Genomic DNA, 14327 nt, shown 5'->3' with positions numbered 1-14327 from the left:
CCATCTGGCGCTCCCGGTGGTGAACCTAAGAGATCAGATCACCAAACTGCGGGATAGTTCCCTGATTTGAGCAACAACGCCTTCACCACCCGGCAGAAGGCGTTCTGCACTTCATTAAAGGTCTGCCCGCGAAAGCTATTCACTGTGATCGCGAGATATTCCACATTGGAGGGGATCTTCGTCAGATCAATATAAATAACCTCATCATCTCCATCACCATCCCCTGTCAGGTTGTCACCACTGTGACGGATGGATCCGCATTTGGATTCCAGCTGGCGGAACCAGACCAGATCCAACATATCACCATTGAGGGCCAACATGGCACAGGAAGCATCCAGGTCGATACTGTCACTGCCACCAAATAACCCACCCAAAAACCCGCCTTTTTTCACCGGATCCCAACCCAATCCAACCTGCACAGACTTGAGTTGTCCCTTACTCTCTTTGGCCAGAGAAATAGTCTGGCGCTTTTGCAAACTGACCGACACGGTAAAGCCTCCTGCGTTATGTAAAGATAGAGTTCAATTAGTCCGCTTGACATTGCCACAACGCCCGGCGGCTGACAATTTGACTTGAACAGTTACAATATCAATAAATGATAATGACATGACCAGTTGTGTCAACCACATTTTCCGTCAAAGATGATAATTTGCGCACAACGCAGCTATTTATCAAGGGTGTTGTCGCTAGATTCACTATTTACCCTAGCTCTTGCCGCTTTATCAGTTTATGATAATGCAGTTTTTAATTAATCCCGAATGGAGCTATCGTGAAAAATTGCATTTGGTTTATGGGGGGGCTGTCTTCTCAGCGAGACATCCTGCTGGCCATTAAAGAAGCCAAGATCGATGATTTAACCGTTCTGGCATCACACCCACAAAACCGACCCGAGATCTTATCTGTCGCTGATTACTCTTTTGTGGAGCCCGAAGAGTCCTCGCTGTTGGAGTTCATGGCCAACATCATCGAGCGCTATGAAGTCGGCACCGTACATGTCGGACGCAACTGCAGCTGGTTTGAGCAACACCGCCCTGAGATCGAAGAAATGGGGGTTCGCCTAGTCACAGGCGCCCGTGACGTGGCCACCTTCGCGCTGGCCGACGACAAGGTGAAATTCGCCACGTTCATGGAGCAATCTGGTTTGCCGGTCGTACCCTCCCTACAGATCAATACCGTTGATGAGCTCAAAGCCGCTATAGCAGATAAGCCGTTTGGCGACGTGCCGATGTGTATCAAACCGGTAACAGGCATCTATGGCCAAGGGTTCTGGCGCCTCGATCCGAACGCCACCATGATGAAGGCCTTGGCTGACCCAGATTCTCGCCGTATCAATCCCAACCTGTATCTTCAGGCCATGCAGGGGACTGAGATCAAGCCCCAGGTGCTCATGCCGTACTTAGCCGGCCCGGAGTGCTCCGTGGATATGCTGCTCGAGCACGGCGAAGTCATTGCAGCAATTGGGCGCAAAAAGGAAGGCGCTCTGCAGCACATGGAAATTGAAAGTCCGGCCTTCAACCTTGCGCAGGCCTGCGCAATGAAAATGCGAGCCGATGGACTCATTAATGTTCAAACCCGGAATAACCAATTTGGCGAGCCCCTGCTGCTGGAGATCAACCTGCGTCCGTCAGGTGGGATCTGCTACTCACGCGCATGCGGTGTCAGCCTCCCGGTGCTGTTTGCCAAGCGCCAAACCGGCCAACTGACCAAAGGCCATGCAAAAAACAGCGCCGTGCGCTCCTTCCGCCGAGCCACCGTCCGTGTTGTCTCTGATGTTATTCACCTGCCGGAGTAACCCATGACGCAAGAACATGTCTCTATGCCCCACCGAGTTAGTTCCAAGGCCAAGCTCATCGCATACAGCGCCATGCTGTCCGTCGCCTTGGCGAGCTTGATCGGCCTGGACTATGTGTTGCCGGAAAAAACCAACGCCAATGTCACAGGCGTTGAGGTGAAGCGGGTAGACAAGGACGGTCCCATCAGCGCGGAGAATCCCGCAGACGGCCCGACCCATGACGCCTATTTCATTTACACCTCGCTGAGCGGTCCAGGTACCGAGCAGTCGGATCAGGTTCGTGTGTTCATCAATGAGGATACAGGCTGGCATTGGCCCCCGTATTTCAAATTCAACTCTGCAGATGTCCAAGCAAAGGCTCAAACGCTGTCCAAAAACAACGCCGAGGTCACCATTACCTCCTACGGCTGGCGCATCAACATACTCTCCATGTTCCCTAACGTGCTCGCTATCGAGGCATCCAAAGATGTGGTGGTACCGGTAAGCCTGATCCGTAGTGTCGCTCTGTTCATCTGGTTTCTGTTGATGGTGAAAGGGCTGCTGCTGTGTCGTCGTCTGCTCAAGCGGAGGGAAAGCCGTGTTTAAATACCACCTCTCCACCGGCACCTTGACCATCCAGCCCCATGCCGGCAATTGGAGTCCTGATGCCCTGTTTGAGATAGCGGAACGTCGGAATCCAAAGAGAGCCTTTCTGTTTGTCAGCAAGGCCTTGGGTCGCCACATTCCGGTAGCTCCCCGCACTATGAAGAATGCCTACCGAGATCTTGCACAACAGATCCCTGCAGGACTACCCGGGCCAGTCCTGTTTATAGGCATGGCCGAGACTGCGGTTGGCTTGGCTGCCGGCGTTCACCGGGAATATTGCCGTACCAGAAGCGATGCCGTACTCATCACTTCTACTCGGCACCCGGTTGATGGCAAGCTGATGTGCGAGTTCGTTGAGGCCCACAGCCATGCAACAGACCACCTCATCTATTGGCCGGAAGACCCCGAACTGGCCACCATGGCCCGCTATGCTCGTTCCCTAGTGCTGGTCGATGACGAGGCCACCACTGGTAACACGTTCGCCAACCTGCTAGGCGAACTGCCCAAGGCGGGACTGTCCCAGCTCCAGCACGTCTGCACGGTGACATTGACCGATTGGAGTGGTAACGCATTAGCTGGCAAGTCTCCTTTCCCTGTCACCCCCATTGCATTGATGACGGGGGAATGGAAGTGGGAACCAAAGCCCGAGGCAATACCTCCAGTGATGCCAGCAGTCAACGTGACAGCCCGCGGCACAGCCCCACTGTCACAACGGCAAGACTGGGGACGATTAGGGACTGGCTCCGGCTGTAAAGCGCCACCAACCGCTCGGCCTGCTCGCCTCGGCGAGCGGATCTTGGTGCTAGGCTCTGGCGAGTTTGTGTGGCCACCTTTTTTACTGGCCGAGCAGCTGGAGCAACAAGGCGGCGAAGTCAAATTTAGTGCCATCACTCGTTCACCGATTGCGGTGGGTATGGCCATCAGCAATGCTCTGAGCTTTTCCGACAACTACGGTCTGGGCATTCCCAACTTCGCCTACAACATTCACCCGGAGCAATACGACCGGATCATTGTCTGCGTGGAAACCCCCGCAGACAGTCTCGATCCGGCGCTTTGCCAATCCTTACGCAACGTCGAGGTGATAACTTATGCCTAATACCCCTCTCATCCTGGCCGATCTGGATGACACCCTGTTCCAGACAATGCGTAAGCTCGGGCCTGATGCGCCACCAGCTGACCAACTGGCAGTTGGTGCCTACGACCGGGAAATGAAGCCGCGGAGTTTCATGACCGCTCAACAGTCCATGCTGGTGAACTGGATGCTGGAACATGCTGAGCTTATCCCTGTGACCGCCCGCGGCACCGAAGAAATCAGCCGGGTGGCCATCAAGTTCAAGTCCTGGGCGGTAACCACCCATGGCGCGGTGATCCTCAAGCCCGATGGCACCCCGGATGAAGACTGGCAAGCCTTTATGCTGGCGCGGCTGGTCGGCTTTCATGACCGGATCCAACTCATCCAGGAAACCGCGACGGCCCTGTTCAGAGACAAGGGAATTGACGCCTGGGCCCGCATCAACTTCGAATACGGCAAGCCTATCTACTTGGTGATGAAACACCGGAGCAGCGCCAAGCTGGATGAGCTGTATTCTGCCGGGGCAGAGCTGGAAAGCCTCGTTGATACCGAGGGCTTTTACATCCACCGCAACAGCAACAACATCGCCTGGTTGCCCCATTGCGTGGAAAAAGGCCTCGCCGTTGAGTTCCTGCTGGCCAGGCTGAGCAAAGAACAGGGAGCCCGGCCGGTCATTGGCCTGGGAGACAGCCTGAGTGATCACCGATTCCTGAGACACTGCAGCTGGTGGGGTGTACCTCAGCAAAGCCAATTCGCAGGATTGATTGAATCCACCCTGGACCTATAAGGAGTCACGAATGCAAACACAACCGTTCTCTGGCTCCTACAAGGCTGGCAGCATTGAGTTTTTGTTGAAACCCTTGGTCATCCAAATGACCAGCGTGGAAGAGAAAGAGCGACTGATCCAGTCCGGGCAGCGGCACTATTCCGAAATGCTGAGCCAGGAGCCCGAGCCATCCCCTCGTCATCTGCAGCTGTTCCACTCTGCCCTTGAGCTGGGTGGCCAGCGCCTTGCGCTTGAGTCCGTCCAGCTGGCCAAGGCCATTCGCCAGCGGCTCGAGGGGCGGCCTATTGTGTTGGTCAGCCTTGTTCGCGCCGGGGTACCGCTCGGGGTCATTCTTCACCAAACCCTACAGGAACTAGGGGCAGAGTCCTACCACTATGGCATTAGCATCATTCGTGATCGCGGCATTGACCATGAGGCGCTGAGCATCATCGAATCTCGCCATGGTACCGAGGGGATCGTCTTTGTTGACGGCTGGACCGGCAAAGGAGCCATTACCGGCGAACTGAAACGCACTCTGGCAGGCCGCCCGGGTTACCCGGAGATGCCCCGACTGGTCGTTCTGGCCGACCCCTGCGGCTGCAGCTGGTTGAGCGCATCCGGAGATGACTGGCTGATCCCGTTCGGGATTCTCGGCGCCCCAGTATCCGGCTTGGTTTCCCGCTCCATCTGGACGGATACCGGCCTACATGGCTGTGTTCACTGCAATCACTTGGCTGAATATGAGTGCAGTGAGTATCTAGTCGATGTCATCGCCAATCACCGCCAGAAACTGGATCTTGATTCAATCCCGGCCTGTAGCTGGGAGGATGAGGACTCCTCGCCTCTGGCCTTGGAAAGCTCTCGGGTTATTGATGAGCTTGCTGACAAGTACGACATCAGAAACCGCAACCGGATCAAGCCGGGCATTGCCGAGGCTACCCGTGCGGTACTTCGCCGAGTGCCGGATCATGTGCTGGTGCGCTCCACCAACGACAACGATGTTACCCTGCTGGTTCACCTCGCTAAGGAACTGGGGATCGTCATCACCGAGGTCGGAGCGGCACTGGGGCCGTATCGTGCAGTTACCATCATCAAGAAGGTGTCCTAACTATGCAGAACCTCTCTCCCTTCGCACTTGGAGCTACCTTGTATATGCCTGCAACCCGGGACGACCTGGTTGATGCTGTGTTGTTCAATAAAATCGAAGGACTGCGCTCTTTGGTGATTTGTCTCGAAGATGCCGTCGCGGAGAAAGATGTTCAGCAGGCCAGACAGAATCTGGCATCCATCGTGTCGACCATGAACCAAGTCGGTGCAGTTGACGGCGGCCCCTTGGTGTTTATTCGTCCCCGCGATGTGGGTATGGCTGCAGAGCTGGTAGATACACTGGATCTGCGTCTTGTTGTCGGATTTGTGCTGCCGAAATTCAATCTGGAAAATATGGCCCAGTGGCAGGCAGCCATTGGTCATACTCATCTGCGCTGGATGCCCACTCTGGAGACGGCTGATGTGTTTGACGCCCTCGCCATGCGGGAACTGGCCGAGGCGTTGGATACCGACGCCCTTCGGGAGAAAATCCTGGCTCTGCGGATCGGCGGGAATGACCTGATGAACGTACTGGGGATCCGGCGCTCACGAACCGAGACCCTTTACGAAGGCCCGCTCGGGTATGTGTTCAAAATGTTGGTCAGCACCTTCGCCTCTCGCGGGTTTGCTCTCACTGCCCCGGTTTGCGAGGTAATCGACACCCCTGGATTGCTGGAGCGTGAACTCCTTCAAGATGTCGCTCATGGGCTGGTCGGCAAGACAGCTATCCACCCCAGTCAAATAGCCGTCATCCACCGGGCTTTGTCCATCGAAACAGCAGAGTACCAGGACGCCCTACGGATCCTGAACTCCGAGCAGGCTGTGTTCAAAAATAACGGTGCCATGTGCGAGCCAACCACACATCGTCGCTGGGCATCCAACATATTGACCCGAGCTCGGATCTATGGTGTTAGTCCGACAATTAACCGCATAGATGCCAAATCTGCGGCTCACTCCTAACTAATCAACGGGAATTATTGAGAATGGGTTTTCGCTTTAGACGCAGTATCAGCTTGATCCCCGGAGTCAGGATCAACCTTAGCAATGGAGGCCCCAGCCTCTCGCTTGGACCTAGAGGGGCAAGCGTATCAATTGGCCGGAGCGGAGCGTATGCCAACCTAGGACTTCCTGGTACCGGCCTCAGCTATCGCACCCGTATTGGTGGAGGGATCGCCCAACGAGGTAATCCTCCCCCCGCGCCGTCAGCAAACGATGTGGCCGAGCTTGAGCGCCAAGCTGCCGTCATCAACGGCGACATGGAGTGGATCCTAGGTATCCACACAGAAACCCCCAACCCGGCCCATGGACGGACAATGTGCTCGCTGCTTGACGCCTACTTGGCACATCACACTGCGGCATTCTCTCTGCCTGCGCCAGTCAGACCGCAAAAGCCCACGGACTTGCTGATACCCGAACGCCCCGTACAGAGCAAGCCAGGGCTCTTGTCAGGGCTGTTCTGTAATGAGCAGCAACGGGAGGCGAACTATCAGGCCCAACTACAAGCCTGGGAGGTCGAGGTGAAGCAGGTGGAGCAGGCCAACCAGCTACGCCTGCAGCAATACCAGCAAGCTCGGGTTGCATGGGCAGAGCAGTATGCCCAATGGCAGTCCGATGCTACCGCCCATGCAGCTAAACAAGCCGTCTCGGTCGATGAGCTCAGGCAGCGCTTTGCCACCGATCTGGCCTTCTTTGAGCAGGTGCTTTCGGTTGACCTGTCCCAGCTGGAATGGCCACGAGAGACCACGTTCACCTTTGAGGTGGATCCGCAGGCCTCTCTCGTCAAATTGGATATTGACCTGCCCGAGATAGAGGACATCCCGCCACAAACCGCCAAACTCAACGCCAGCCAAACAAATCTGGTGGTGAAAGATAAGTCAGATAAGCAACTGCGCTTGGAGTATGCTCGGCACGTTCATGGATGCCTGTTGAGAATCATGGGCGAAGTGTTCGCAACGCTGCCATTGCAATCCGTGTCCATCGCCGGCTTCACTCAACGCCTGAGCCCCGCATCTGGACAGATTGAAGACGACTATATCCTGCAATGCACCGCTAGTCGGGCCCAGTTCGAGCAACTGAACTTCCAGGCTCTGGATCTGGTGGACCCGGTTGCGGCCTTGGAGCGATTCGAGTTGCACCGCAACATGACCAGCACTGGAATTTTCAAATCGTTAAAGGTGTCCTGATGAAGCTATCTATCAACTCTGAGCTTAAACGTCTGAGCCCCACCAACTTTTGGCATATCCTAGCCACAGGCCTTGGGTCCGGGCTATCACCCAAGGCCCCGGGGACGGCTGGCTCCCTCGCCGCAGTGCCGTTCTGCTACTTGTTGGGCTTAGCCAGCCTGCCGCTAAAGACCGCAATCATTGTTGTGGCATTCGCCATTGGCGTTTACGCCTGCCAGAAGGCCACTGACGCCATAGGGATAGACGATCATGGTGGAATTGTCTGGGACGAGTTTGTGGGGATGTTCATCACGGTCGCCTGCTTGCCCAATACCCTCGCTTGGCTCATCGCTGGCTTCGTCGTCTTTCGGATTTTTGATATATGGAAGCCATGGCCGATCGGCCCCATTGATGCCAAATTGAAGGGAGGGCTCGGCATCATGTTGGATGACGTGATTGCCGGCGTGTTCGCGCTTGTCGTTCTGAAACTAATTGAAGTCACTTTTTTCTGAAAAAATAATGACCACATCAAAGACCACGAAGAAGTTCGAAATAATCTCAGGTAAGCAGAAGCGACTGTTTAGCCTGATCCTGCTGCTGGATGCTGGGCGTGATCGTTCCGCTGAAGGTCTGGCTCGGGCCTTAACCTGTTCCAGTCCGACCTTTCACCGGCTCCTAGCCGAGCTGCGCACCAACTACGACATGGTTGTGACCTATAACCAGGACCAAAACCAGTACGAGATCACATCTTACGGTTGTGTTCCTGATAGCGTGATTCGCGCCATAGGCACCATCTTGGCTGGAGAGAAGGAGCTGGCTGAAGCATTGGACCCGACGGCTATTCGTCACTACTCTGACGGACACGCGGTTCACCTTGATGAGGCGACTATCCAAGCTATTGATGATATTTCGGAACAAAGCCCACATCGTTTGCTGTCACGCAGGGAAATAATTGCTGGGGCTATCGACATCCTTAATAGCGCTATTGGCATCACTCGCAAGAAGTGACAAAAGATCCCGCAGGAGCCTTTGCCGTTATCAAGACCGATCCAACTAACAACTCAAGAATGGCCGACAATAGCTCGGCCATTCTTTTACCTCGCCCTTTACGCCCCGCCAATAAGCCGATAATCTAGCCTGAGCACTAGGTACCAGCCTTCGGGCCGGTGCAGTCACTCGCTGACGGTACCCACTTCAACTCGATACGCTGCCGGCTCTCGGCACTCTTTGCCTCTCAATCTGCATTAGGCCTCTTTGGCTATTTCCGCATATCCGCCATTTGCTGGTGGCTATGCGGAAACAGCCTATGGCTGTCTCACTGCGAACTGGTCTGCAAAACGCAGCTTCGTGACCAATACCAACCCGGGCTTTCGCCCACCACTGAAGAGATACCTATGGAACTCAATAACAGTAAAACCAGCAACCGGATCGGCCAATGGTCTGTCACCAACATCATGGATGTCAGCATGCCCGAACTCTGTGGCGATTATGAGTCAGCTCTGGACGTTCCCGAGTGGGCTTGGGTGAAAGATCACGCATCGTTCACCCATATCGAAACGGACGAGGACAGTAGCGTTTACGAATTTATTGTGAATGTGGCAACGCTCGATCCTTGCAACACCGGGTTCCCTTTCGAGGCACCGGAAAAACTCCAGCCAGTTATCGAATTGGCCATCCAAAACGGAGTGGGTTACATCCTCTTTTACAACGATTGAGGCTACCCATCCTTTCACGTCGGGGCTGTTTAGCCCCATTACAAAACAGGCCAATCCGGCCAACCCCAACCCGCCTATTAGGCAAAGGAGCTCATTATGTTCGGAAATACAGAACTCAAGCTGAAACAAGGGAAGCGAACCATCAATGTAAGCATTGGCTGGGATGCAGACGAAGACCGCGATACTTGGGAGCTGGCTGGCTGGATTTCAATACAACCGTCAACACCAACGTCAAAGCCTGATAACTACGAACTCCGGCACCTAGAAAGTGCCAGCATTGAGGGAATTTACACGTTACTCCAGGAACAAGGTTTTTTGTCTTGGAAAAATAAACTCCCTGCTCCCACTGTCCCATGGTGGAGCCGTGCAAACTCACCAGCGGACCCAGGAAAAGCTATTGATTGGGTCTGCAACAGAGCGGGATTGTGCAAAACCCATGCATTAACATTCCGCAAAATTGTGGAGTTCATAAAGAAAACCGAGAGACCAAAGATGACTGCGCGAGATCATTACTTTGGTTACTAATCGGCCTGTCGGCCAACACCAACCAGCCCTTATAGGGCAACAATAAACTGGAGCTTCACATGACCGAAGTTAATTGCATGACAGCCACCAACCTGGCTACAGGCGAACAAGCTACATTCTCGCACCAGGATCCGCGTATGGCTTTTTCATACATCTATGCGCAGGCAACAAATCAACTGACCCATTGGGCTTGCATGAGTGATGGTGCAAAGCTCGACTTCATCGCCGACCGTGTTCGGATCGGTGAACGAAGCTGGGGGTTCGGTGACTGGGCTATCCCCTTCTTTGATGAGAACACCCAAAAAGGTATCTATCTGGAAACGGGAGGGCAAAAATGCCCTCGCTGCCAGTCGATGCAGATCGAGGGTGGCAAAGTTGAGATCGGCAGTAAAAAAGCAACACAAAAGGTCTGGTGCAACGATTGTGATGCTACCTGGACTGACTACCACACCATGTCCAATGTTGAAATTGGTTAACGGTAAATGACAAAGGCCCCGTAATAATTACGGGGCTTTTTTTTGGCTATGTCCCAGTTACGTGTTGCATGGGGCGCCCCAGCGCCTCATGCAAACAACATGGAATATCCACTTCCCGTCCATAGCGCTCCAGCATCCTCCGCCAACCCAAATAATTCCTCAGATAGTGCGTCGCTACCCCGTGGAATCGGCTCATCCACTCTTTCAGCCGCTTGTGGTACCCGTTTACATGCTGGATGTGATACGCACCCACGACTCGTTCCCCTTGTCGGTTGTGCACCACTTGATGCGTTATTCCTTCCCGCCGACTGAAACTTGCATACACCCCCGCGCCATCGCTGCAGAGCACTGCATCCGGCGCGATGAGCGGCTTCAGCGCCCTCTGGACGGTCTTGGCATCCAGTCGCTCCAACTGAAAATCTGCCAGATGGCCCGCTCTGTCCTGCACCACCATCACCGGGATGTAATCCGGCCCGGTCCCTCTGGTTCGCCCCTTACCACCTCGCCGACGGGCCGGACGGGGTAATCCTCGTTGTCCTTTGAACGACTCAAGGAAGAAGGTTTCATCGACCTCGACAATCCCCTCTTCCCGTGTTGCCTGATGGGCAGCCATGGCTTTCAGGAAACGATGACGCCACAAGAAAGCGGTGTTCTTGGCGACCCCACAACGAGCGGCCGCCTGTCGGACGGTGAGTCCCTCAATGAGAGCTTGAGCGTACTCCTCCCAGCAGTCAGCCTTACGCAATCTGGCCATGGGCGTCTTGGTCAGAACTGAACTGGTGCGCTGGCACTGCTTGCAGCGATAGCGGCGTAATCCTCGGCTCCACCCCCAGGGTGCTAATTGAGCGGCCTCAGCCTGACAATGGGGACAACAGCGGCAATCCGGTAAATGAGTGGCCAGCGAAGTGACGGGATGAGGGGTGGAGAGTTCATGGTGTGCGAGACGACGTTGGCGCAAGGTGAGCTGAGGGAAGAGAGACAGTAGATGTTGAAAGGCTTGGGTATCCATGATTGAGGCCCTCTGGGTGATGACCTACTTCAAGATTAGCCTTCCAACACGTAACTGGGACATAGCCTTTTTTTTGAGTGATTATTTGTTCTTGGGTTTACCGTTGAGGCATCAGCAACTGTTGGTTGGTGAACAGACTGCTGGAGATCTGAACTGCCAAGTGATCTATATCCCGCCCCGTATCAACACCTGCTAACGCCTCCTTGGTCAGAGGGTTCCTACATGGCCTCTAAAAAGGCCATTCTGCGAATCTCGAGTCAATACACACCTCTTGGCATGAGGTTATCGTTAAACGCGCTCTAATGCCGTATTTTGGGCGTTTGCTTACGAGATCGGAACTGGATCCAGGTGTGGATCTTTTGGATCTAGTGGTAACCCTAAAAGAGCGCACCTCTTATTATAATTGATTTTGTGATCTTGATTGAAAAGATGATCTAAGGATCAAAGATCTCTTTAGATAGAGAGATCATCAAAGATTATAGGATCAAGAGATAAGAGAACGTGAAGCACAACTCACTGAAATATAAGTTAAAATCCATGCCTATGCAATATGCCGTCATCTGCTATGCAATATGCCGTCATTCGTTATCCAATACGTTGTCATCGGTTATGCAATATGCCGTCATCTGCTATGCAATATGCCGTCATTCGTTATCCAATATGCCGTCATTTGCTATCGCATATGCTGTCATTTACTATGCAATACACCGTCATTTGCTATCGCATATGCAAACACTGATTTTCCATAGCATTTGCACAGCATGCGCACATGGTATCAACAGGTTATCAACAGGTGGCTTTGTGTCAGAAAACAACACTATCATACTGATTGCGCAGGATTATTTGCGCAGGATAAGCATGGATGAGTCCTTAATCCCTACAATGACGCAGGCGATTATGCCTCATATTAATCCACAGGCCGTTGATGTTGTTGAACGCTTGATTAGTAGCTCACCAAGTCTATCACCGAAAGCAGCTATTGAGGCTCTCAGAAAAACAAACATTGAGATCCTTATTGATCCATCCAATTCGGATACTCACTCACAAGACCACTCCACCACAAAACCCAATAAAAACAGTGCGCGTAGCGATAGCGTGTACTTACAAGGGGGGGTGGAAGGTGAGTTGATTCTTGGTCGTAAGCATGAAATAGGAAATGTAACCTTTCCGGTTGACGATGAGGATGATACTCCTTCCCCTATTGCGAACATGGCACTCTATAGCCATATGCCACCAAAAAATATCGATTTGCACCCGGACTTCATTTTGAAGACTGGGCTATTCCGTGTTTTACCGCCGGTAAAGCAACACCCGAGTCTCGATGAAATGCAGATCTACGAACTGGCCAAGCCGTTGGCCAACGGATACCGATACATGACTCTGCGTGGACAGGTTTTGAATACCAGCATGGATCTGCAAATCTATCTCTGTTTGGCCCATTGGTTTGGCCGGATGACAAAAGAACAGTTCGATACTGCAATTAAAGTCCCCAAGGTGCTTACTCTTGATGAATTTTTCTCACCCCTACCGGAAGAAGCTAGGCCATCAGAATACTATGTAGAGGAGAGTCTTTTGGATTCCCTAGCCCGATTAAAATCGGTCACAATGCTGTTTTACCCGAGCTTGGACGAAACGGATAGAAAGAGACAGGCAATGGTTGCAAACCTATCGGGTACATTGCACCTTCCTGGGAACGGAACAATAGAGATCTCCCCGACACCGGAGCTCAGGAGCGTGTATCACAGTAACAAGCTCAATGCTCTTAACCGCGCATCAGTCGCTTACCTTCCCAGTCAAATGGCAAAGCTGCTGGGTTTGTGGCTAGCATCCAGAACAGGATATACCGAGGACTGGACAAGAATTAATGTAGTGATAACTGCCAAGCAACTGCTGATGGAGATCCACCCGAAGGAGCGCTATTGCCATAATGAGCTTCGTCTCCTCGAGCAGGCCCTGAACGAACTAACGCAAGCTAGGTTGGTCCGGTATAGCGTGGAATTTGTTGGATCTAAAGTTCTTGATGACACTGGCAAACCGTCAACATTGACCATGGCTAGCAAGTTAACATTCTTTGGTCATCGCTTTGGAAATAAGCAGGTATTCAGAATTGGTGATGGAACAATCTCTGACTGTGACCAAAACCCCCAATTTCGAACCAAGCCTCGTGGTAGTCAGGTTAAAACAGAAGCGGGTAAACTCCTGGCGGACATATCCTTTGCGTCGTTGTCGGGTCCGAATGTGTCCGAAGAAAAAATTCAGGTGTGGCGGACTCAATTTGAGAACAAACTCCTGAAAACAATAACGCTATTATCTAAGGCTTTTGATGAATCACCATTGGCTGCGCGTAAGATGCTCGCAGGTGTAAGCTCCAGCAAAGTTGAAAGCATGCAACGTGTTCTGGAACTTCTTGGTCGAGATGATGATGCGGGGATGATACGAGAGATCATCCGGGCTAATCCGAGGAAGGTTGAACAAAGTGAATTGGAAAGTCTGATCCGGAGCATTCCCACTCGTCGACGTAATGAAACAGCGTCCGCATGGTACAAAGCCAATCAGCTATTGATCTCTACCATCAAGTCATCACTGGCCGAGTCATCGAACGCATTGCAGGAGTTATCAAGCATCGATAGCCGAGTTGTTCATGGTCGCTTGATCACTCCCCTTCTCTATGCACAGAAGACCAAAGAGGCTGAGTTTTTTAAAGGTCTTTTTGACGCAGGAAGACAAAGTGCAGAAGAAAACCTGATTACAGAGCGAAACCTCAAACGACGATCTGTTGATTGATCATTGACTGTAAGCGCCGCTAAATCGGCCTNGCTTTGGCTGTCTCCAGCAACGAGTAGCAGGTCGCGCTGGCCTTGGCGCCTTGCGCGCTGTCGGCGAACAACCAGGCCTTGCGCCCCACGGCGAACGGGCGGATTGCGTTCTCCGCCAGGATATTGCTGATGTGCAGATCTCCCCGCACGCAGTAACCCACCAGATGGGGCCATTGCCCCAGCGTGTATTCCATCGCCTTTCTCGTCAGCGAGCCTTTCATCACCTTGCCGACGTTATTATCCAGCCAGGTTTTGAACTCCGCCAACAGCGGCATGCTACGCGTCTGCCGTGCCTGATAGCGCTCGGCATCACTGCGCTCCTT

General features: G+C 53.1%; 15 protein-coding genes and 2 pseudogenes. 14 read left to right on the top strand and 3 right to left on the bottom strand.

Going from position 1 to position 14327, the window contains the following annotated elements:
* Window positions 1-38: 38 nt before the first annotated feature.
* Complete coding sequence (locus ACYVG7_RS02860) at window positions 39-488, bottom strand: TerD family protein (protein WP_460881739.1); 450 nt, start codon at window positions 486-488, stop codon at window positions 39-41.
* 281 nt (window positions 489-769) lie between these two features.
* Here ACYVG7_RS02860 and ACYVG7_RS02855 point away from each other — a divergent pair, with 281 nt between their 5' ends.
* The 13 genes and pseudogenes from ACYVG7_RS02855 (at window position 770) to ACYVG7_RS02795 (ending at window position 10179) form a co-directional block, all read left to right on the top strand.
* Window positions 770-1792, top strand: coding sequence for an ATP-grasp domain-containing protein (locus tag ACYVG7_RS02855; RefSeq protein ID WP_460881738.1), 1023 nt, complete (start codon window positions 770-772; stop codon window positions 1790-1792).
* Between the two features lie 3 nt (window positions 1793-1795).
* Complete coding sequence (locus tag ACYVG7_RS02850) at window positions 1796-2377, top strand: DUF1523 family protein (RefSeq protein WP_460881737.1); 582 nt, start codon at window positions 1796-1798, stop codon at window positions 2375-2377.
* Window positions 2370-3473 (top strand): phosphoribosyltransferase domain-containing protein, encoded by a 1104-nt coding sequence (locus tag ACYVG7_RS02845; protein ID WP_460881736.1) that lies wholly within the window; start codon window positions 2370-2372, stop codon window positions 3471-3473. Before ACYVG7_RS02850 ends, ACYVG7_RS02845 begins: the two co-directional genes overlap by 8 nt.
* Window positions 3466-4236, top strand: coding sequence for an HAD family hydrolase (locus tag ACYVG7_RS02840; RefSeq protein ID WP_460881735.1), 771 nt, complete (start codon window positions 3466-3468; stop codon window positions 4234-4236). The genes ACYVG7_RS02845 and ACYVG7_RS02840 overlap by 8 nt, the downstream gene beginning before the upstream one ends.
* 10 nt (window positions 4237-4246) lie before the next feature.
* On the top strand, window positions 4247-5323 hold the full coding sequence (locus ACYVG7_RS02835) for a cysteine protease StiP family protein (protein ID WP_460881734.1): 1077 nt from the start codon (window positions 4247-4249) through the stop codon (window positions 5321-5323).
* Between the two features lie 2 nt (window positions 5324-5325).
* On the top strand, window positions 5326-6261 hold the full coding sequence (locus tag ACYVG7_RS02830; RefSeq protein WP_460881733.1) for an HpcH/HpaI aldolase/citrate lyase family protein: 936 nt from the start codon (window positions 5326-5328) through the stop codon (window positions 6259-6261).
* 23 nt (window positions 6262-6284) lie between these two features.
* A pseudogene (locus ACYVG7_RS02825) lies at window positions 6285-6440 on the top strand (DUF4236 domain-containing protein); the annotation flags it as partial.
* Window positions 6441-6515: 75 nt separating this feature from the next.
* Window positions 6516-7484, top strand: a complete 969-nt coding sequence (locus ACYVG7_RS02820) for a hypothetical protein (RefSeq protein WP_460881741.1) — start codon at window positions 6516-6518, stop codon at window positions 7482-7484.
* Complete coding sequence (locus ACYVG7_RS02815; RefSeq protein ID WP_460881740.1) at window positions 7481-7975, top strand: phosphatidylglycerophosphatase A family protein; 495 nt, start codon at window positions 7481-7483, stop codon at window positions 7973-7975. Before ACYVG7_RS02820 ends, ACYVG7_RS02815 begins: the two co-directional genes overlap by 4 nt.
* 7 nt (window positions 7976-7982) lie before the next feature.
* A complete protein-coding gene (locus tag ACYVG7_RS02810) occupies window positions 7983-8471 on the top strand; it encodes a hypothetical protein (protein WP_460881732.1) in 489 nt (162 codons plus the stop codon).
* Between the two features lie 386 nt (window positions 8472-8857).
* Window positions 8858-9178 (top strand): hypothetical protein, encoded by a 321-nt coding sequence (locus ACYVG7_RS02805; RefSeq protein WP_460881731.1) that lies wholly within the window; start codon window positions 8858-8860, stop codon window positions 9176-9178.
* Window positions 9179-9274: 96 nt separating this feature from the next.
* Entirely contained in the window at window positions 9275-9703 is a 429-nt protein-coding gene (locus tag ACYVG7_RS02800; RefSeq protein ID WP_460881730.1) for a hypothetical protein, read from the top strand.
* A gap of 59 nt (window positions 9704-9762) precedes the next feature.
* The gene (locus ACYVG7_RS02795; RefSeq protein ID WP_460881729.1) at window positions 9763-10179 is read left to right on the top strand and encodes a hypothetical protein; all 417 of its coding nucleotides are present in this window, start codon (window positions 9763-9765) and stop codon (window positions 10177-10179) included.
* Window positions 10180-10225: 46 nt separating this feature from the next.
* On the opposite strand, the gene ACYVG7_RS02790 is transcribed toward ACYVG7_RS02795, so the two are convergent.
* Window positions 10226-11188 carry an IS1595 family transposase gene (locus ACYVG7_RS02790; protein ID WP_448887243.1) on the bottom strand — a complete coding sequence of 321 codons (963 nt, stop codon included), beginning with the start codon at window positions 11186-11188 and terminating at the stop codon, window positions 10226-10228.
* A gap of 801 nt (window positions 11189-11989) precedes the next feature.
* Between ACYVG7_RS02790 and ACYVG7_RS02785 the strand changes: the two genes are divergently transcribed.
* Window positions 11990-13972 (top strand): hypothetical protein, encoded by a 1983-nt coding sequence (locus ACYVG7_RS02785; RefSeq protein WP_460881728.1) that lies wholly within the window; start codon window positions 11990-11992, stop codon window positions 13970-13972.
* Window positions 13973-13994: 22 nt separating this feature from the next.
* Here ACYVG7_RS02785 and ACYVG7_RS02780 read toward each other — a convergent pair.
* Window positions 13995-14327: pseudogene (locus ACYVG7_RS02780) on the bottom strand (IS66 family transposase); the annotation flags it as partial.

The sequence above is a fragment of the Pseudaeromonas pectinilytica genome, from assembly GCF_054780855.1.
The sequence above is the reverse complement of the archived record's forward strand: the minus strand, read 5'-3'. Positions and strand labels throughout refer to the sequence as shown.